19 protein-coding genes are annotated in these 18,764 nt (G+C 44.2%); 16 read left to right on the forward strand and 3 right to left on the reverse strand.

Annotated features, from left to right (window positions below; genetic code table 11):
• Positions 1-85 precede the first annotated feature (85 nt).
• The 3 genes from yedE to RDS42_RS02065 are packed head-to-tail and all read left to right on the forward strand — an operon-like array spanning position 86 to position 1,645.
• Positions 86-1,159 (forward strand): YedE family putative selenium transporter, encoded by a 1,074-nt coding sequence (gene yedE / locus RDS42_RS02055; protein WP_308782126.1) that lies wholly within the window; start codon positions 86-88, stop codon positions 1,157-1,159.
• A 31-nt stretch (positions 1,160-1,190) separates the two neighbouring features.
• Positions 1,191-1,397 carry a sulfurtransferase TusA family protein gene (locus tag RDS42_RS02060; RefSeq protein ID WP_308782127.1) on the forward strand — a complete coding sequence of 69 codons (207 nt, stop codon included), beginning with the start codon at positions 1,191-1,193 and terminating at the stop codon, positions 1,395-1,397.
• The gene (locus tag RDS42_RS02065) at positions 1,394-1,645 is read left to right on the forward strand and encodes a DUF3343 domain-containing protein (RefSeq protein WP_308782128.1); all 252 of its coding nucleotides are present in this window, start codon (positions 1,394-1,396) and stop codon (positions 1,643-1,645) included. Before RDS42_RS02060 ends, RDS42_RS02065 begins: the two co-directional genes overlap by 4 nt.
• Here the strand turns inward: RDS42_RS02065 and RDS42_RS02070 are convergent.
• A complete protein-coding gene (locus RDS42_RS02070; protein ID WP_308782129.1) occupies positions 1,627-3,774 on the reverse strand; it encodes an ABC transporter permease in 2,148 nt (715 codons plus the stop codon). The genes RDS42_RS02065 and RDS42_RS02070 overlap by 19 nt on opposite strands.
• Positions 3,771-4,520 carry an ABC transporter ATP-binding protein gene (locus RDS42_RS02075; RefSeq protein WP_308782130.1) on the reverse strand — a complete coding sequence of 250 codons (750 nt, stop codon included), beginning with the start codon at positions 4,518-4,520 and terminating at the stop codon, positions 3,771-3,773. Before RDS42_RS02075 ends, RDS42_RS02070 begins: the two co-directional genes overlap by 4 nt.
• Positions 4,521-4,771: 251 nt before the next feature.
• On the opposite strand from RDS42_RS02075, the gene RDS42_RS02080 reads away from it, so the two are divergent.
• The 7 genes from RDS42_RS02080 to RDS42_RS02110 all read left to right on the forward strand — a co-directional run bounded on the left by RDS42_RS02080 (position 4,772) and on the right by RDS42_RS02110 (position 11,268).
• Positions 4,772-5,329 (forward strand): LytTR family DNA-binding domain-containing protein, encoded by a 558-nt coding sequence (locus RDS42_RS02080; RefSeq protein ID WP_308782131.1) that lies wholly within the window; start codon positions 4,772-4,774, stop codon positions 5,327-5,329.
• The gene (locus RDS42_RS02085; protein WP_308782132.1) at positions 5,299-5,484 is read left to right on the forward strand and encodes a LytTR family transcriptional regulator DNA-binding domain-containing protein; all 186 of its coding nucleotides are present in this window, start codon (positions 5,299-5,301) and stop codon (positions 5,482-5,484) included. Before RDS42_RS02080 ends, RDS42_RS02085 begins: the two co-directional genes overlap by 31 nt.
• A 4-nt stretch (positions 5,485-5,488) precedes the next feature.
• Positions 5,489-6,748 carry a GHKL domain-containing protein gene (locus RDS42_RS02090; RefSeq protein WP_308782133.1) on the forward strand — a complete coding sequence of 420 codons (1,260 nt, stop codon included), beginning with the start codon at positions 5,489-5,491 and terminating at the stop codon, positions 6,746-6,748.
• 75 nt (positions 6,749-6,823) lie between these two features.
• The gene (gene greA / locus RDS42_RS02095) at positions 6,824-7,324 is read left to right on the forward strand and encodes a transcription elongation factor GreA (protein ID WP_308782134.1); all 501 of its coding nucleotides are present in this window, start codon (positions 6,824-6,826) and stop codon (positions 7,322-7,324) included.
• Between the two features lie 96 nt (positions 7,325-7,420).
• Positions 7,421-9,190: a Na/Pi cotransporter family protein gene (locus RDS42_RS02100; protein WP_308782135.1), complete on the forward strand. Its 1,770-nt coding sequence runs from the start codon at positions 7,421-7,423 to the stop codon at positions 9,188-9,190.
• Positions 9,191-9,266: 76 nt separating this feature from the next.
• Entirely contained in the window at positions 9,267-9,935 is a 669-nt protein-coding gene (locus tag RDS42_RS02105; RefSeq protein ID WP_308782136.1) for a response regulator transcription factor, read from the forward strand.
• A gap of 1 nt (position 9,936) precedes the next feature.
• Complete coding sequence (locus tag RDS42_RS02110) at positions 9,937-11,268, forward strand: ATP-binding protein (RefSeq protein ID WP_308782137.1); 1,332 nt, start codon at positions 9,937-9,939, stop codon at positions 11,266-11,268.
• Here the strand turns inward: RDS42_RS02110 and RDS42_RS02115 are convergent.
• Positions 11,265-12,200 carry an AraC family transcriptional regulator gene (locus tag RDS42_RS02115; RefSeq protein ID WP_308782138.1) on the reverse strand — a complete coding sequence of 312 codons (936 nt, stop codon included), beginning with the start codon at positions 12,198-12,200 and terminating at the stop codon, positions 11,265-11,267. The two genes, RDS42_RS02110 and RDS42_RS02115, sit on opposite strands and share 4 nt — an antisense overlap.
• Before the next feature lie 276 nt (positions 12,201-12,476).
• Between RDS42_RS02115 and RDS42_RS02120 the strand changes: the two genes are divergently transcribed.
• The 6 genes from RDS42_RS02120 to galE all read left to right on the forward strand — a co-directional run bounded on the left by RDS42_RS02120 (position 12,477) and on the right by galE (position 18,738).
• Complete coding sequence (locus RDS42_RS02120) at positions 12,477-13,721, forward strand: ABC transporter substrate-binding protein (protein ID WP_308782150.1); 1,245 nt, start codon at positions 12,477-12,479, stop codon at positions 13,719-13,721.
• Positions 13,722-13,808: 87 nt separating this feature from the next.
• Complete coding sequence (locus RDS42_RS02125; RefSeq protein WP_308782139.1) at positions 13,809-14,714, forward strand: sugar ABC transporter permease; 906 nt, start codon at positions 13,809-13,811, stop codon at positions 14,712-14,714.
• 12 nt (positions 14,715-14,726) lie between these two features.
• Positions 14,727-15,611, forward strand: a complete 885-nt coding sequence (locus RDS42_RS02130) for a carbohydrate ABC transporter permease (protein WP_308782140.1) — start codon at positions 14,727-14,729, stop codon at positions 15,609-15,611.
• 20 nt (positions 15,612-15,631) lie between these two features.
• On the forward strand, positions 15,632-16,561 hold the full coding sequence (locus tag RDS42_RS02135; RefSeq protein ID WP_308782141.1) for a sugar phosphate nucleotidyltransferase: 930 nt from the start codon (positions 15,632-15,634) through the stop codon (positions 16,559-16,561).
• Positions 16,546-17,664: an aminoglycoside phosphotransferase family protein gene (locus RDS42_RS02140; protein ID WP_308782142.1), complete on the forward strand. Its 1,119-nt coding sequence runs from the start codon at positions 16,546-16,548 to the stop codon at positions 17,662-17,664. Before RDS42_RS02135 ends, RDS42_RS02140 begins: the two co-directional genes overlap by 16 nt.
• A 57-nt stretch (positions 17,665-17,721) precedes the next feature.
• Complete coding sequence (galE, locus tag RDS42_RS02145) at positions 17,722-18,738, forward strand: UDP-glucose 4-epimerase GalE (protein WP_308782143.1); 1,017 nt, start codon at positions 17,722-17,724, stop codon at positions 18,736-18,738.
• Positions 18,739-18,764 lie beyond the last annotated feature (26 nt).

The following is an 18,764-nucleotide window of genomic DNA, read 5'->3' on the forward strand; positions in this document are numbered from 1 at the left end:
GTATGATTTTAATGTGCAAAATATGCGTTTACCACAAAAAATACTGCTAAAACAAAAACGCATAGGGAAAAGGAGGAAATAACAAATGAAAAATGAGAAAAAAGCCATTGTAGCAGCAGGGCTTGTGATCGGTGTGATCTCAGCTTTGCTGGTATTTTTTGGCAATCCGGTAAATATGGGATTCTGTATTGCATGTTTCCTGAGAGATACGGCAGGAGCTCTGGGATTTCATTCGACTCCGGTGGTACAATACATACGTCCGGAAATCATCGGACTGGTGCTTGGCGCCTGCATTATGGCAATGGTGTCCGGAGAATTTAAGGCAAGAGGTGGTTCTGCTCCTATTACCAGATTTATCCTTGCAGTGTTTGTCATGATCGGCTGCCTGATGTTCCTGGGCTGTCCGTTCCGTATGATCCTGAGACTGGCAGGGGGAGACGGAAACGCGATCTTTGGTTTTGTGGGATTTGCCCTTGGTATTTTTGCAGGTGTATTTTTCTTGAAAAGAGGATATACACTGAAACGCTCTTATAAAATGCCGGCTCTGGAGGGACAGCTTTTTCCTGTACTTCAGATTGTGTTCCTGATCCTTCTGGTCGCAGCGCCTGCATTTATTCATTTTTCCACAGAAGGTCCGGGGTCTCTTCATGCCTCTGTCTGGATCGCTCTGGCAGCCGGTCTGATCGTAGGCGGTCTTGCGCAGAAAACACGTCTCTGTATGGTGGGCGGTATCCGTGATGCGGTTCTTTTCCGTGAATGGAAGCTTCTGATGGGATTTGTGGCAATTTTTGCCAGCGCTCTGGTAATGAACCTGATTCTGGGTGCAGTAACAGGAACACCGTTTTTTAATCCGGGATTTGCAGGACAGCCGGTAGCCCATACGGGCGGTCTGTGGAATGCACTTGGCATGTTCCTTGCAGGCTTTGGCTGCGTACTTCTTGGAGGCTGTCCTCTCCGCCAGCTGGTACTTTCCGGCGAGGGAAACACAGATTCCGCAGTAACAGTCATCGGACTGATGGTTGGAGCGGCTGTTGCTCATAACTTTGGGCTTGCATCCTCCGGAGAAGGTCCTACATCCAATGGAAAGATTGCTGTTATTATTGGTATTGCAGTGGTAACTGTGATCGCATTTATGAATTCCAGAAAAAAATCAGACTGATAAAATAATTTTTGAGAAAAGGAGAATTGGTATGAAACAGGTAGATGCAAGAGGATTATCCTGTCCGGAACCGGTGATCATGACAAAAAATGCGCTGGCTTCCAAAGAGGCGGCATATGAGGTTCTGGTAGATAACGTAACTGCCAGGGAAAATGTTACGAGATTTGCATCCCACCAGGGCTATCAGGTACAGGTGGAAGAGCAGGGTGAGGATTTCCTGCTTCGTATTACAAAATGACAGAATATATCGCTACTTTTTATTCCCATTACGGCGCAGTATGTTTTAAGAAAAATTGTGAAAAACTGGGAATCGGCACAAAGATCATGCCGGTTCCCAGAAATTTAAGTTCCTCCTGCGGAACCTGCGTCCGGTTCTGGATGGAACAGGAGTTTTCGGAGGTTTCTCTGGAGCTGAACGAGGAGCTGGAGCAGATTGTTCAGGTGGAGGGCGACTCTTATCGGGCGCTTTATCGTTCGGAGGAGTAAAGATCCAGCTGCTTTATCAGTCCGTAAAGGGTTCGGCGGTACACAGCATAGAACAGAATGGCAATGACAGCGATCACTTCCAGACATACCAGGAACCCGGCAATCTCTGACTGTGTATAGCGGTTATCATTTGCATAAAGCATCATTCCATAGAGAAGCACCATGCAGCTCATTCCTACGGCTGTCGGAATCTGAAAGACCGGTCCGGCCTGTCGGCGAAGTTCCCGGCAAAGATAACCGGGAGACGCGCCCAGACGCTTCAGATCGTAAAAAACATAGGCATTATTCAGAGCCAGTGTCTGGCAGCGGGTGTAAGAAATGACCAGAGCTGCTGTGAAGCAAACGATCCCGATAAAAAGGAAGGTCATCATAAATACAGAAAAGGTGTTCAGCTGTTCGGTGCTGTCAAGGATCCGGAACTGGGGCATATAATTCCAGAACATCCGGAAATCTGCACTGTCCAGCTGTGAGCGGTCCAGGTGCTCATCGATATCTCTGTAGCTGGCTCCGAAATAATCGTTTGTATAGCCTTCGGTCATGAGGTATTCTACAGGATCATAGAGACCTGTGGAAAAGCTGTCGTCATCAAAGGAGGCTACAATCCTTTCATAAAAAGCCCTGGCAAATGGATAGCTGTCTTTTCCTTCAGAATTAAAAAACGCCATGGTTCCCTGCCACTGGGGAGTAAGTCCCCGGGAGATTTTCTGGAAATCACTGTCGTCCAGGATTCCGGTATAGAGAGCGCCCAGCTGTTCAAAATGGACAAAGCCTTTAAAGGAAACAGGAAGAACGTCTCTTGTGACCATATTAGTAAAACGGGTGGAATTGTCTACTATACGGTAGGAGGTTTCTTCTCTGTTTGTTACAGCATAATATTCTCCCGGTTCAACAGAAAGGTTCTGACCTGAAATCTGGTTGAAATCGCTTTCAGAAAGGAAATGGCCCTCTGAGGCGATTTCATAGTATTTCCACGAAAAGCTGCCGTCGTCATTGTCGATCATTATATTGGAGTCAACGGCCAGACTGAGATAAGGACATTCCTTCCAGTCTGTGATCTGAACTTTATATTCCCTCGCAAGGGTCTGGACGTCTTCTTCAGACGGAAGCTGCTGGTCGGAAGGCCAGAACCAGGAATAATCGTACTCCCTTTGTTCGATGGTCATGGAAGTACCTGTACCCAGCATGGGAAGATAAAAAATACCAAAGCAGCCGCCTGCGATCAGAACAGTGGTAACCAGCAGGCTGTTTACCGTCTGTTTTCCCTGGAATTTCATCATGCTTCTTGCAATGATGTTTTTCCAGGGATTTTTGCGTCTGAAATGCCATCCGTTGACAACTGTATGGAGCATGATCATATAAAGTCCTGCAAATACCGGGGAATAACAAAGAACCTTAAGCAGGGCTGAAGGAAAGCGGTGGGTAAGATCACGATAAAACGTAGGAAAGTTGTATCCCAGCATTGCGCCGCCTATCAAAAGGATAATACCCACAGGGCCGCACCACAGCCCAAGCTCTCTTACCGGTTCATTCTGGTGTTCTTCCTGTATCACATCCAGAATATCTGTTTTTCTGAGATAAACATAAGCCAGCAGGCAGGCACAGAAAAGCACGAGAAGGGCGAAGCCTGCCGGTATCCAGAGACAGCGGAAATCAAGACTAAGGATCATGTACTGATTATCTACGATCAGGAAACGGAACAGCTTCCACAGGAGCGTAATAAAGGGGAAGCCTGCCAGGATCCCCAGAAGTGCGGAGCTTCCACTCAAAAGGAGTACCTCACGGAAAAGTCCGGGAGCAAGGGTTTTTCTTGATGCGCCAAGAGCCATAAGGATGCCCAGCTGCCGGGATTTTTTGCGGAAAAACAGGCTGGCGGCATAGACAGTGAAAACTGTACAGCCAAAAAGAGTCATGATAAAGATCATGTAAAGCTGTCTCAGGCTGTCACCTCCTTCTGGGAAGATATTCAGAACCGTAGGAGAAAACATCAGGGCGGAGTAGGCGGTCATCAGCATCAAGGATACAAAGTTACAGAACAGATACAGCCGTGACTGCTTCCAGTCAGCTTTTTGCAGCCGGCTTTCCAGGTCTTTTATGTTTTTTATGGATTGTTTTGTTTTCTTTTTATTCATTCTGCATCACCACTCATTTCTTTGATCGCATTTAACAGGGTGTCGTGGAAAGCGCTTCTTGTCTGGATGTTTTTTTCCAGCTGACGATAAACCATTCCGTCTTTTAATAGAATTACCCGGTCGCAGAAGGAGGCGGAAAAACTGTCGTGAGTTACCATAAAGATGGTGGCATCCAGATTATTTCTGGCATTTTCAAAGGACTCGATGACGATACGGCTGGAACGGCTGTCCAGATTTCCGGTAGGCTCATCTGCAAGGATCATCAGAGGCCGGTTGATCAGGCTTCTGGCAACAGCTGTTCTCTGTCTTTCGCCGCCGGAGATCTCCGCGGGATATTTACTTCGGATATGACTGATGCCAAACAGCTCCATCAGCTGATCTGCGTAGCGTTCCCCGTCTTTGTCCACATTGGAACGGATGATCCTGGGAACCAGGATATTTTCCCGGACGGTAAGTCCGTCCAGAAGCATAAAATCCTGAAATACGAAGCCGAGCTTTTCGTTGCGGACGATGGCAAGCTGCTCCGGGGTCATGGAGCTGAGTTCCTGACCGCCCAGAGTGATTTTTCCTTTCTCAAAAGGGATATAGCAGGAAATACAGTTGAGAAGTGTGGATTTACCGGAACCGGAAGGTCCCATGACAGCCACAAATTCTCCCTTTGCAATGGAAAAGCTGATTCCTTTCAGGACAGGATAGGTTTGTTTTCCTGTTGTATAGGATTTTTCGAGATTTTTTACAGATAACATAAAATTCCCCCTTATAAATTATGGATATACAGGTTTTTGCTTTTGCATATTCAGGATAGCACAGAAAAAAGGGAGAAAAATCAGAGGTGTAAAGAATGGCGGACGGTGTGTAAAGTTTGGAAAAATCCGGTGGGAAATGTAAAGATCGGAAGGATTTTTGTAAAGTTTGGAGTGGACGGAAAGGAGAAGTGCGTTATAATAAAGAAACAGGAATCTGTAGAACCGAAACAGAATCATGGAGGGAGAAATGTATGCTGAGGATCGCATTGTGTGACGACGAACAGGAAGCCAGGGACAGCCTGCGGTTTCAGTTGGAAAAAGCTATATATGAGGGAGATGAGGAGATCGTCTATGAATTTACGTCCGGAGAAACTGCTCTCCGGTGGTTGAAAAAACATCCCGGTGAGATAGATCTTCTTTTTCTGGATGTGGAAATGAAGGATATTAATGGGATGAAAACCGCAGAAGAGATCCGGAAATTTGACAAAGAGCTTCTGATCGTTTTTGTTACCGGATACTCGGAATATGTGTTTGACGGGTACCGTACGGGAGCTTTGGATTATGTGCTGAAGCCGGCAGAGGAAGAACAGATCCGGCATATACTGAGCCGTGCCAGAGAACATTTTTTTCTGAAAAAAGAAAAGAACTTTGTGTTCCAGAATCAGGACGGGACTTTTCGGATGCCTCTGGATAAGATTCTGTATTTTTACAGCGACAGGCGGCAGGTCGGCGTGGTGACGGAGAATGAAGAATACTTTTTTATGGGAAACTTTCGGAAGTGGAAGGGAAAACAGACAGTCGTTTTGTAAGGATTCATCAGCGATATCTGATAAATGGAGACCGGGTGGATCATATCGGTCACGATCAGGTGGAGATCTGCGGAAAAGAACTTCCCATCAGCAGAGGGATGAAGGATGCGGCTGTGGCAAAACTGGCGGAATGTATGTTGAAAGGAATCGGGTGACGCCATGAAAGAGAGTGCAAAGCTTATACTGAGTGTTTTATGGCTTTCGCTTATGGGGATGCTGCTTCTTTTTTCTGTTGGAAGACTGGTCAGGCTGCGCCCGCAGAAGCTGAGAAGGCTGTTCCTTTTGTTTTCCTGCGGTCTTATGGGCGGAATGGTAATCTTTATATCCGACTGGCATAATATTGTTCCTACCTTTCTGATTTTCCTTACGGCTGTGTGGACAGGCTGTGAGGGAAGCCGTATCAAAAGGCTTACCGTGGGGCTTATGGTGGCAAGCACAGTGTTTTCTTTTAATGCGCTGGTGGATAACGGCACGGTGTTTGGAGGCTTCATGGTAATTCTTATAAAGCTGTGTTTCTGTCTGGGATTTTGTGTGGTGATCTGGAAATATGGACCGGAACGGGATTTTGAGCTTTCTCCGGCTATGTGGAAGCTTCTGTTTCTTCTGACCCTTCCTCCGGTGGGAATCGTGTTCAGCCTGATCCTTCTCAGCGATTCAAATATATATGAGCTGTCGGTACAGTATCTGATCCTTCTTCTTTTGTCCCTTTTTGCTTTTGCGGGTCTGCTCTGGACTATGGTGGTGCTGGCAAAACAGCAGAAGCTGGAAGCAGAAGCGGTAATGGCGGCTCAGAATGCCCGTTATTACGAAGCTATGGAACAGCAGCATTTTGAGATACGGAGATTGAAGCATGATATGGCAAACCACCTTCAGACTGCGCTGGCGCTTCCGGAGGATCAGAAAAAAGTGTATCTCCGGGAGCTTCTGGAAAGTACAGAGAACACCCGGACCTTAAAATACTGCGGAGACAATACGGTAAATATCATCCTCAGTGCAAAAGAAGCGTCGATGAAGCAGAAGGGAATAGAGTTTCATGTACTGGCAGACATTCCGGATCCGCTTCCTATGGAAAAACCAGATATCTGCGCCGTTTTTGGCAATGCCCTTGATAATGCCATGGAAGCAGTGGAGGGACTGCCGGCAGAAAAACGCAGAATTTCTCTGGAAGCAAGGATGGGAAAGGGACTTTTGGCAGTCAGCATCCGAAATCCGGGGAAGCTTTCTGAGAGCAGAGACGGGGAAGAGATAAAAAGGGAGATCCCTGTGACTACGAAAACGGACAGATCTGCCCATGGATTTGGTCTTCCAAGTATCCGGGCGGCTCTTGACAGATACAGCGGTACTATGGAACTTCGACAGTCGGGAGAGGAAGTGTGTTTGTTTCTTTACTGTCACCTTCAGAAAGAAAAGGGCTCTTGAGTTTACGGGGATCATCCTGTATACTTGGTTTTACCGAAATTCGTTATATTCCATATTTATAAGGAGAAATCAGAAATGGGTGAAAAGCTTACAAAACGTGATGTGGAAAAAATAGAGCAGGAGATCGAACACCGTAAGCTGGTAGTACGAAAAGAGGCTATCGAAGCGGTGAAGGAGGCAAGAGCCCAGGGGGATCTCAGCGAAAACTTTGAATATTATGCGGCAAAACGCCATAAGAACCAGAACGAAAGCCGTATCCGTTACCTGGAAAGGATGCTGAAAACAGCAGATATTGTTACCGATCTATCCAGAGAAGATGAAGTAGGAATGGATGATATCGTGGAAGTAGAGTTCGAAGAGGACGGAGAAATCGAGAAATACAAGCTGGTGACATCTATCAGAGGAAATTCCATGGAAAACAGGATCAGTATAGAATCTCCGCTGGGAAAAGCACTGAAAGGCCACAAGGCCGGAGATCGGGTAAAGGTACAGGTCAGTGAGGATATCAGCTATTACCTGATTATCCGTTCTATAGATAAGACGGGAGATGAGGGAGAGGATATCCGAGGATTTTAATAAAAATTTTACATAGATTTTACATTGCACTGGGGATAATTTTACAAAGCTTTCCTAAAATGAGAGTATATTAAATATTCGCAAAGGAGAAACACCATGGATTTTTTTAGTATACTGACATTGTTAGGAGGACTTGCCCTGTTTCTGTATGGTATGCAGATTATGGGAGACGGTCTTGCCAAGGTTTCCGGAGGAAAACTGGAAAAAATACTTGAAAATCTTACATCCAGTAAATTGAAAGCGGTTCTTCTGGGACTTGCGGTAACTGCAGTGATCCAGTCCTCTTCTGCAACTACGGTTATGGTAGTCGGTTTTGTAAACTCTGGTATTATGAAATTAACTCAGGCAGTAGGTATTATTATGGGTGCCAATATCGGTACTACAGTAACTGCCTGGATTTTAAGTCTTGCCGGAATTGAGAGCAGCAACTTTTTTATAAGTCTTCTGAAACCAAGCTCATTTGCTCCGATCCTGGCGTTGATCGGAATTGTACTTCTGATGTTTACCAAGAGCTCCCGTAAGAAAGATATCGGAGTGATTCTTGTAGGATTTGCAGTCCTGATGTTTGGTATGGAGACTATGAGCGGTGCTGTAAAGCCTCTGGCTGATGTTCCGGAATTTACAAATCTTCTTCTGGCATTTTCAAATCCGATAGCAGGTGTGCTGGCAGGTACGATCCTGACGGCGATCATTCAGTCCTCTTCGGCTTCGGTAGGTATCCTGCAGGCCTTGTGTGTAACAGGAGCAGTTCCGTACAGTGCAGCGTTTCCTATCATCATGGGACAGAATATCGGTACCTGCGTAACCGCGCTTCTGTCTGCCATCGGCGCAAATAAAAATGCCAAACGTGCAGCAATGATCCATTTATATTTCAATATGCTTGGAACAGTGATCTTCCTTGGTGTATTCTATCTTTTGAATTCTGTAGTTCATTTTTCATTTATGGATTCCATGGCAACACCGGCGGCGATTGCTGTTACACACAGTATCTTTAATGTAACTGCGACTTTGATCTGGCTTCCATTTTCCAATGTTCTTGTGAAGCTGGCATGCCTGACCATCCGCGATTCCGCAGAGGATGTGGAGGCAGCAAAGGAAGATCAGGAATTCATGATCCTGGAATCCCGTTTCCTGGAGAAACCGGCTTTTGCTGTAGAGCAGGGAAGAACTGCTGCAAGACGTATGGCGGAGGATTCCGGAAAATCTTTGAAAACTGCATTTGGTCTGCTTCATCAGTATGATGATGAGGGGGCAAAGAAAATCGATAAGCTGGAGGGAAAGGTGGATCGTTATGAGGATGAACTGGGAACCTATCTGGTACAGCTGAATAACAAAGACCTTTCCGAAAACGACAGCCACAGCGTTTCCATCATGCTTCACTGTATTGGAGATTTTGAACGTATATCCGACCATGCGGTGAATATCAAGGAGTCTGCCGAAGAGCTTCACGAAAAGAATTTAAGCTTTTCGCCTGTTGCAAAGGCAGAGCTGAGAGTTGTGACTGCTGCAGTCAATGACATTGTGGAAACTGCTTTTCATGTGTTTGATGCACAGGATACAACAAAGGCAGTGGAGATTGAAGCTCTGGAAGAACTGATCGATGAGCTTACCAAAGAAATGAAACGTCGTCACATCAACCGTCTCCGTTCCGGTGAATGTACTATTGAAATGGGATTTATCCTTTCTGACCTGATCACCAGCATGGAACGTATTGCAGACCACTGTTCTAATATTGGTGTTTGTGTGACTCAGGTTCGTGAAAATCTGTATGATACGCACAGTCACCTGAATGCACTGAAAAACGAAGACAGTGACGATTTTGAAAAATGCTTGGAAAAGGTACGTCAGGAGTATCTTCTTCCGTAAGAGAAAAAGAAATATCATTCGGCTGCTGAGGGCAATACCCCCGGCAGCCTTTGTTGCTAAGATAAGGAGGAGAGCCATGATCTATTGTGTAGAAGATGAAAAAAACATCAGGGAGCTTCTGGTATATACACTGGAAACTACCGGATTTTCCGCAAAAGGGTTTGTGGATGGCAAAGAACTTCAGGCTGCCCTGAAAAAAGAACTTCCGGTTCTGATTCTTCTGGATATTATGCTTCCGGGGGAAGACGGATATGCGATTCTTACCAGGCTGAAGGCAGACCCGGATACCAGAAATATTCCGGTGATCATGGTTACAGCCAAAGAGGCGGAATTCGATAAGGTGAAAGGGCTGGAAGCAGGAGCAGATGATTATATTACGAAGCCTTTTGGAATGATGGAATTTGTGGCCCGGGTAAAAGCTGTTCTCAGAAGATGCACAAAAAAAGAAGAAAACAGGGAACTGCACTGTGGTGAGCTGAAGGTTTTTGTGGGACGGCATGAGGTTCAGATCAGAGATAAAAAGGTGGAGCTTACCAGAAAGGAATTCGAGCTTCTTCAGTACCTGCTGGAAAACAAGGGACTTGTTATGAGCCGGAACCAGATTTTGTGCCATGTGTGGGGATATGACTTTGATGGAGAAACCAGAACGGTGGACGTTCATGTAAGAACCCTCAGGCAGAAACTGGGAGAGGCGGGAAATATGGTAGAGACTGTGCGCGGTGTGGGCTACCGGATCGGAGATTAGGATGAGACAGAGACTTTTAAATCATGGAAGCTTTCTTGTTATTCTGTCAGTGGTTCTGACCTTTCTTGCTGCAAGTGTTGTAATGTATGATAAATTCAGTGTGTCCATGAAGCAGGGAGTCAGAGACGAGGTGGAATATATCAGAGCAGGAATCGATGCGGCGGGAATTGATTATCTCCAGGAAAACGTAAAGGAGATCAATGTAACAAGAATTACCGTAACAGACAGCGACGGAAATGTGATTTATGAATCGAATGCAGAAGCAGACGAAATGGAAAATCATGGGAAGCGTCCGGAAATGATCAAGGCAAAAGAAACAGGATACGGGGAAGTGATCCGTTTTTCGGAAACCCTGTCGAAGCAGACCTTTTACTGTGCTATGCGCCTGGAAAACGGAAATATCCTTCGGGTGGCAAGAACCACGGACAGTGTATTTATGACGCTTTTTTCCAGCTTTACTCTTTTGGGACTGATTACCCTTGGTATTCTGATCCTGGAGGTTATACTTGTCCAGAAGCAGACGAAGGATCTCATCAAGCCGATCAATGAGCTGGATCTTGAAAACCCTTTGAAGAATGTGAAATACGAAGAACTGAGACCGCTTCTGGGCAGAGTAGATCAGCAGAACCGTCAGATCGTTCATCAGATGGAGGAACTGAAGGAGGCAGAAGCGATGCGGCGGGAATTTTCTGCGAACGTTTCTCATGAGCTGAAAACACCTCTGATGTCCATTTCCGGTTATGCAGAGCTGATGATGAACGGAATGGTAGATCAGGATAAGGTTCCTGAATTTTCCGGAAGGATCTATCATGAAGCGAGCCGCCTCAGCTCCCTTGTTTCTGATATCATCCAGCTTTCCCGTCTGGATGAAAAAAACAGCGATATGCCCTTTGAGGCTGTGGATATTTATGAGCTGGCGGAGGATATCATCATGCATTTGAAGCCTGCAGCAGAAAAAAAGAAAATTCAGCTTTCGCTGGAGGGCGAACGTGTAGTTGTCCGAGGCGTGCGTCAGGTTCTTTATGAAATGTTTTATAACATTGCAGATAATGCTATCCGGTATACAGATGCCGGGGGAAAAATCAGCATTTTTGCAGGACAGAAGGAAATGCATCCATGTTATTCTGTGGAGGATAATGGAATCGGCATACCAAAGAATGAACAGAAAAGAATTTTTGAACGGTTTTACCGTGTGGACAAAAGTCATTCCCGTCAGACAGGGGGAACCGGCCTGGGACTTTCTATTGTAAAGCATGGAGCAGTTCTTCACAAAGCAAAGATAAATCTGGAAAGTGAGCTGGGAAAAGGCACAAAAATGGAGCTGGTGTTTTAAACATCAGCTCCGTTTTTTTCGTTGCTTTCCTGGGCGGGATCCTGAGGCCGTTCAGAGATTGCCTTTATAGAATAGGCATATTCTGTCGGAGTCATCCCGCAGATTTTTTTGAACTGTCTGGAAAAATAGTGGATGGAAGAATATCCCAGGAATTCCGAAATCTGCGTGAAGTTCATATCATTTTCACGGATCAGCTGTCTGGCAAAATTAATCTTCATATGAGAAAAAAATTCAATTACTCCACAGCCGTATTCTTCGCGAAACAGCTTCTGAAGCTGCGATCTGCCGATAAGATTGTCATGACAGACATCCTCAATGGTAATAGAATCCCGGATATGCTCTTCAAAATAATTTACGATTTTCCGGGATGCAGTAGAAATTGACGAGGAATCGTTGAGGATGGTGGACGGGTAGCGGGGAGTAGTTGTGTATCTGCGGAGCATATGTATCAGAAGCTGTTCCAGATAGAGTATCAGCAGCTGTTGAGAGCCAAACGGAATATCCGAGCGTTTTTCCATTTTTTCTGTATAAGGATTGTCCAGTGGAGAAGAAAAACAATGACGGGCTTCAGCAATGATCAATCCTAAAATGGAACGTTCGGTATCTGAGAATTCCAGAATTTTATCTTCAAAAAATTTCATACATGGAGAATTACAGGCAAAAGAAACAACAATGATGTTGGGGGCATTTGTGCCTGTAGCGCTTAAATTATGGAACTCATTTGGCTTGTGAAAAATGACCTGCCCTCGATTCAGCACATGGTGAACATCTTCTGCACAGATTTCAGCTTTTCCCTTATCCACACATTGAAATTCCCAGAAATCGTGACGTTCTCCCGCATAATAAAAATCATTTCGGTATTCAAAATAGTGAATGGTATAGATACAGTCGATTTGAAGTTCTTTTTCCAGATAAACACTTTCATACGCCATAAAACATATCCCTCCGAATCGGTTTCAGTTAGACAAAAATGATCCGATACAAGTCTATTATAACCTAATAAAAAGAGGAATACCACAAAAATCCACATGGATGCGAAAAAAATAGATTTAGAAATCTTTTTGTGCAAAATAAACACACATTTGTGCAAATACTTTTTGTGCAAAAACGATAGAATTATAAATAGTAAAACATGTTTTGAGTAAAAACCACCAAAACATGCAGATGCGAAAAACAACACATTTATCAAGGAGGAATTCAAGATGGGAATGAAGAAGAAACTTCTGAGCGCTGTATTATGTGGTGCAATGGTAGGAACAATGATGGCACCGATCGCAACTGTACAGGCAGCAGATGATACGCTGGTATACTGGTCTATGTGGGAGTCTACAGAGCCGCAGGGACAGGCTATTCAGGAAGCTGTTGACGCTTATACAGCAGAGACAGGTGTTAAGGTAGACCTTCAGTTTAAGGGACGTACCGGAAATCGTGAGGCTCTTCAGCCGGCACTTGACGGCGGCACACAGATTGACATCTTTGATGAGGATATCGACCGTGTAAACAGCATGTATGCAAAATATCTTCTGGATCTGGAAGACCTTGTAAAAGAAACCGGATATGAAGAAACAGCTATCCCGGGACTTATGGCAGCTTGCCGTGACGCTGGCGGCGGTACACTGAAGACAATTCCGTATCAGCCGAACGTATTTGCTTTCTTCTACAACAAAGACCTGTTTGAGCAGGCTGGCGTTGAGAAAGAGCCTACTACATGGGCAGAGTTCCTGGATGTATGCCAGAAGCTGAAAGATGCAGGAATCACTCCGATGACAATGGATGATGCATATGCTACATCCGTAATCGGATATCATCTTGCAAGACTTGTAGGCGAAGACAAAGTTGTTGAGATCGTTACAGAAGGTAAATGGGATGACCCGGCAGTTCTTCAGATGGCTCAGGATATTGAAGAGCTTGCAAAGAACGGATACTATTCCGAAATGGTTGGCTCCAACGTATGGCCGGCAGGTCAGAATACAGAGCTTGCTCTTGGAACAGCTGCTATGTACCTGAACGGATTCTGGCTTCCAAACGAGGTTAAGGATATGGCTGGCGAAGATTTCAAATGGGGATGCTTCGCATATCCGGAGCTTGAGAACGGTGCAAACGGAATTGAGACAAACAACTTTGGAGCACAGGTGTTCGGTATCAACAAAGATACAAAAATGCCGAAGGAAGCATTTGATCTGATCAAATTCATCACAACCGGCGAATATGACAAGAAACTTGCAGATGCATCTGTAGGTATCCCGGCAGACACAACAAATACAGAGTGGCCGGCAATGGTAGAATGTGCAAAACCTGTTATCGAGCAGAGCACAGGCCGTTTCACATGGGCAGCTGGAGTTGAAACAAACGTAGATATGACTCCTGTTATCAAAGAAAACTTCATCAAATTGATGGCTGGTTCCCTGACAGCAGACGAGTTTGTAGCTGCAATGCAGGAAGCTGCTAAATAATAAAATAAGCAGAGCAGAGATGGTGGCATCGTTTTTACGCTGCCGCCATCTTTTCTTTTGAGGGAAATAAAAGAGGAGGAAACCATATTGAAGAAAAATAAAACAATGATCGTGGTATTCCTGACACCGGCAGTACTTCTGTTTCTGGGAATCTTTTTGTATCCTATACTGAAGACTATTCTCATGAGCTTTTTCAAAATTGAAGGTGTTACGGATGCAATGAATCTGTGGAGCTTTGTTGGGCTGGATAACTATGCAAAACTGCTTAATACCAGTCTTTTCCGTACTGCATTTTTTAACCTTTTCCGTATCTGGTTCTTTGGCGGCCTGATCGTTATGTCTCTGTCACTTCTTTTTGCAGCTATTCTTACCAGCGGTATTCGTGGAAAGAAATTTTTCCGTGCTATTATTTACATGCCAAATATTGTAAGTGCAGTTGCCCTTGCTACCATGTGGCTTCAGTATGTATACAGCCCAAGATTTGGTCTTCTGAAGAATTTCTTTTCAGCGCTTCATTTAGAAGGACTGGCAAAAACACAGTGGCTGGATAATGAACATAAATTTATGGCGCTGCTGCTTGCTTATTGTTTTGGTATGGTAGGCTATCACATGCTGATCTGGCTTTCCGGTATTGAACGTATCAGTCCGGAATATTATGAAGCGGCTACCATTGATGGAGCCAATAAGCTGGCACAGTTCCGCTATATGACCCTTCCCCTTCTTAAGGGCGTGTTTAAAACAAATATTACCATGTGGTCCGTAAGCTCTGTAGGATTTTTCGTATGGTCGCAGCTGTTCTCAAACGTAACGGCAGATACGCAGACTATTACGCCGTATGTATATATGTACATGCAGATCTTCGGCGGCGGCAATACAGTAACAGAACGTAACTCCGGACTTGGAGCGGCAATTGGTGTGCTTCTGAGTTTATGTGTGGTACTTATCTTTACTGTATGTAACAAATTGATCAAAGACGACGACTTAGAATTTTAGGAGGTGCTTGCTATGGCAAAGACAAAGGAAAAGGAGCCGCGCCGCCCGTTTAATCTGAAGCAAGAGCTGAAGCTGGCACCTGGCTACATTATTATTCTTCTCTGGGTTATTTTTACAATTGTACTTCTGGGCTGGGTATTTTGTGCCAGCTTTTCTACAACTGCAGAAATTTTTCAGGGAAAAGCTTTGAAATTTGAAACAGGACTTCATTTTGAAAATTATGCAAAAGCATGGAACGGATCCGGTGTTGCAGGATTTTTTGGAAACTCTCTCTTATACTCTGTAGTTTCCTGTGTTGCTCTGATCCTGGTATGTGCTCCGGCAGCTTATGTGCTGTCCAGATTTGAATTTATTGCAAATAAATTTATCCAGACAAGCTTTGTATCTGCTATGGGCGTTCCTGCAATCATGGTAGTTCTGCCGCTGTTCAGTATTATTTCCGGTATGGGGATCCTGAATAATATTCCTCTGGCAAAAGGAACTCTGATCCTTTTGTATGTGGGAATCAATGTACCTTATACAACAATTTTCCTGCTGACATTTTTCAGCAACATATCTAAGACCTATGAAGAAGCTGCAGCTATTGACGGATGTCCTCCAATGAAGACTTTCTGGAAAATTATGTTCCCTATGGCACAGTCAGGTATCGTAACAGTAACGATTTTTAATTTTATCAATATCTGGAATGAGTACTTCCTGTCATTGATCTTTGCAAGCTCCGACAAGCTGAAACCTGTAGCTCCGGGACTTTACGGAATGATCAACTCCATGAAGTATACAGGTGACTGGGCTGGTATGTTTGCAGCTGTTATTATTGTATTCCTGCCTACATTTATTCTATATGTATTCCTGTCAGAGAAGATCATTGGCGGTGTTACAGGTGGAATCAAAGGCTGATTAAGAAAGGATTGAACATCATGAAAAAACCGGTATTAGTAGTTATGGCAGCAGGCATGGGAAGCCGTTACGGCGGTCTGAAGCAGATTGACCCTATTGATAAAGAGGGCCATATTATCATGGATTTTTCTATCTATGATGCTGTGAAAGCGGGATTTGAGAAGGTTGTATTCATTATCAAAAAAGAAAATGAAGAGGATTTCAGAAAAGCTATCGGCGACCGTCTCAGCAAACAGATCCAGGTGGCTTATGTGTTCCAAGATCTTGAGAACATTCCGGAAGGATATGAAGTACCTGCTGACAGAGTGAAGCCATGGGGAACCGGACATGCCGTATTAAGCTGCATCGGAGAGGTGGATGGACCATTTGCGGTAATCAATGCAGACGACTATTATGGAAGTCATGCATTTAAGATGGCATATGATTTCCTTACAGAAAACCAGGATGAAGAAGAACTCTATAAATATATGATGGTTGGTTATAAGCTGGAAAATACTCTTACAGATAACGGCCATGTTGCCAGAGGTGTTTGTGTAACAGATGAAAATGACCATCTTATAAAGATCAATGAGCGTACACACATTGAAAAGCATAACGGCGGAACTGCATATACAGAAGATGATGGTGCAACATGGACTATGCTTCCGGAGGGAAGTACAGTATCCATGAATATGTGGGGATTTTCTGCAAGCATTCTTACAGAACTGCAAGCACGTTTCGCGGCATTCCTTGATGAAAATTTAAGCAAGAACCCATTGAAGTGTGAATATTTCCTGCCTTTTGTTGTGGATGAGCTTCTTCACGAGAAGAAAGCAACTGTAACAGTGCTGAAATCTGAAGATAAATGGTACGGGGTTACCTACAAAGACGATAAGCCGTTTGTTATGGCAGCTATCCAGAATCTGAAAGATCAGGGGCTTTACCCGCAGAATTTATGGGAGGACAGATAACAGTGAATGCGATCCAGAAAGAAGTAATAAGTAAGTTTGATTTTCCCGGAGAGGTAGTGGAATGTATTCCCTATGGAAGCGGACATATCAACGATACATATCGTCTGACGGTTCAGACATCAGAGGGACAGAATAAGCGTTTTATCCTTCAGAGAATGAATAAGAGCATTTTTACAAAACCAGTGGAGCTGATGGAAAACGTCAGCGGTGTTACTTCATGGCTCCGCAAAAAAATCCAGGAAAATGGCGGAGATGCAGAAAGAGAAACATTAAATATTGTAAATGATAAGGAGAACAGTCCTTATTATGTGGATTCAGAGGGTGAATACTGGAGAGTTTATCTTTTTATTGAAGATGCCACAAGCTTTGATATGGTGAAAGATGACAATGATTTTTATCAGAGCGCAGTTGCTTTCGGACATTTTCAGAGACTTCTGGCAGACTACCCGGCAGAAACTCTCCATGAGACGATTGTGAACTTTCATAATACAGTAGATCGTTTCCGCAAGTTTAAAGAGGCTGTGGCAGCAGACAGTGAGGGGCGTGTAAAGGACGTTCAGGATGAGATCAGATTTGTTCTGGATCGTGAGGAACTGGCGCATACTCTTTGCGATCTGCAGGAAAAGGGAGAAATCCCTCTTCGTGTTACCCACAATGATACAAAGCTGAACAATATCATGATCGATGATGAGACCGGAAAAGCAATCTGTGTGATCGACCTTGATACAGTTATGCCGGGACTTTCTGTAAATGATTTTGGCGATTCAATCCGTTTTGGTGCAAGTACAGGAGCAGAGGATGAACAGGATCTCAGTAAGATTTCCTGCGATCTTCATCTTTATGAAGTTTATACCAAAGGGTTTATTGAGGGGTGTGCCGGCGCACTGACAGATATTGAACTGGATATGCTTCCTATGGGAGCGATCCTTATGACCTTTGAATGCGGCATGCGTTTCCTGACAGATTATCTGGAGGGAGATCATTACTTTAAGATCCACAGAGAGGGACACAATCTGGACCGCTGCCGTACACAGTTTAAACTGGTTGCAGATATGGAAGAAAAACTTCCTCAGATGAAAGCTATTGTAGAAAAATACAGGTAGTGCTATACTGAATATTGGTAACAAACCATAAGAAGACCTGAAGAGGAGGACAAGATCATGGCAATTTTAGTTACAGGCGGCGCCGGTTATATCGGCAGCCATACAGTTGTAGAGCTTCAAAATGCGGGATATGAGGTTGTTGTTGTGGACAACTTAAGCAATTCCAGCGAAAAAAGTCTGGAACGTGTGGAAAAGATCACAGGAAAACCAGTGAAATTCTATAAGGCAGATATTCTTGACAGAGAAGGTCTTACAGAAATTTTTGAAAAAGAGGACATTGATTCCTGCATTCATTTCGCAGGTCTGAAAGCTGTTGGAGAATCTGTAGCAAAACCATGGGAATATTATGAAAATAATATTGCCGGAACATTGACTCTTGTAGATGTAATGAGAAAACATGGTGTTAAGAATATTATTTTCTCTTCTTCTGCTACTGTATATGGAGACCCTGCGATCATTCCGATTACAGAGGAATGCCCAAAAGGACAGTGTACCAATCCTTATGGATGGACAAAATCCATGCTGGAACAGATCTTAAGCGATATCCAGAAGGCAGACCCGGAATGGAATGTGGTTCTTCTTCGTTATTTCAATCCGATCGGAGCTCATAAGAGCGGAACTATTGGCGAAAATCCAAATGGTATTCCAAACAACCTGATGCCTTATGTAACCCAGGTTGCAGTTGGCAAATTGAAAGAGCTTGGAGTATTTGGAAATGATTACGATACTCCGGATGGAACCGGTGTGAGAGATTACATCCATGTAGTGGATCTGGCAAAAGGTCATGTGAAAGCCCTTAAAAAGCTTGAGGATAAATCAGGGCTGAATATTTATAATCTGGGAACCGGAAAAGGCTACAGTGTTCTTGATATTGTAAAGAACTTTGAAGAAGCAACCGGTGTGAAAGTTCCTTATGTGATCAAACCGCGTCGCCCGGGCGATATTGCTGCCTGCTATTCCGATGCGTCTAAAGCAGAGAGAGAGCTTGGATGGAAAGCAGAGTTCGGTATCAGGGAAATGTGTGCAGATTCCTGGAACTGGCAGAGTAAAAATCCTAATGGATATGATGAATAAGAAATAAGAAAACCTCCGGAGAAATT

Source organism: uncultured Blautia sp., from assembly GCF_902497045.1.
Classification (GTDB): domain Bacteria; phylum Bacillota; class Clostridia; order Lachnospirales; family Lachnospiraceae; genus Blautia_A.

What these genes read in the sequence shown, in the direction of transcription:
- yedE (WP_308782126.1), top strand. Translation starts at nt 86, where the DNA reads ATGAAAAATGAGAAAAAAGCCATTGTAGCAGCAGGGCTTGTGATCGGT.
- RDS42_RS02060 (WP_308782127.1), top strand. Translation starts at nt 1,191, where the DNA reads ATGAAACAGGTAGATGCAAGAGGATTATCCTGTCCGGAACCGGTGATC.
- RDS42_RS02065 (WP_308782128.1), top strand. Translation starts at nt 1,394, where the DNA reads ATGACAGAATATATCGCTACTTTTTATTCCCATTACGGCGCAGTATGT.
- RDS42_RS02070 (WP_308782129.1), bottom strand. Translation starts at nt 3,774, where the DNA reads ATGAATAAAAAGAAAACAAAACAATCCATAAAAAACATAAAAGACCTG.
- RDS42_RS02075 (WP_308782130.1), bottom strand. Translation starts at nt 4,520, where the DNA reads ATGTTATCTGTAAAAAATCTCGAAAAATCCTATACAACAGGAAAACAA.
- RDS42_RS02080 (WP_308782131.1), top strand. Translation starts at nt 4,772, where the DNA reads ATGCTGAGGATCGCATTGTGTGACGACGAACAGGAAGCCAGGGACAGC.
- RDS42_RS02090 (WP_308782133.1), top strand. Translation starts at nt 5,489, where the DNA reads ATGAAAGAGAGTGCAAAGCTTATACTGAGTGTTTTATGGCTTTCGCTT.
- greA (WP_308782134.1), top strand. Translation starts at nt 6,824, where the DNA reads ATGGGTGAAAAGCTTACAAAACGTGATGTGGAAAAAATAGAGCAGGAG.
- RDS42_RS02100 (WP_308782135.1), top strand. Translation starts at nt 7,421, where the DNA reads ATGGATTTTTTTAGTATACTGACATTGTTAGGAGGACTTGCCCTGTTT.
- RDS42_RS02105 (WP_308782136.1), top strand. Translation starts at nt 9,267, where the DNA reads ATGATCTATTGTGTAGAAGATGAAAAAAACATCAGGGAGCTTCTGGTA.
- RDS42_RS02110 (WP_308782137.1), top strand. Translation starts at nt 9,937, where the DNA reads ATGAGACAGAGACTTTTAAATCATGGAAGCTTTCTTGTTATTCTGTCA.
- RDS42_RS02115 (WP_308782138.1), bottom strand. Translation starts at nt 12,200, where the DNA reads ATGGCGTATGAAAGTGTTTATCTGGAAAAAGAACTTCAAATCGACTGT.
- RDS42_RS02120 (WP_308782150.1), top strand. Translation starts at nt 12,477, where the DNA reads ATGAAGAAGAAACTTCTGAGCGCTGTATTATGTGGTGCAATGGTAGGA.
- RDS42_RS02130 (WP_308782140.1), top strand. Translation starts at nt 14,727, where the DNA reads ATGGCAAAGACAAAGGAAAAGGAGCCGCGCCGCCCGTTTAATCTGAAG.
- RDS42_RS02135 (WP_308782141.1), top strand. Translation starts at nt 15,632, where the DNA reads ATGAAAAAACCGGTATTAGTAGTTATGGCAGCAGGCATGGGAAGCCGT.
- RDS42_RS02140 (WP_308782142.1), top strand. Translation starts at nt 16,546, where the DNA reads ATGGGAGGACAGATAACAGTGAATGCGATCCAGAAAGAAGTAATAAGT.
- galE (WP_308782143.1), top strand. Translation starts at nt 17,722, where the DNA reads ATGGCAATTTTAGTTACAGGCGGCGCCGGTTATATCGGCAGCCATACA.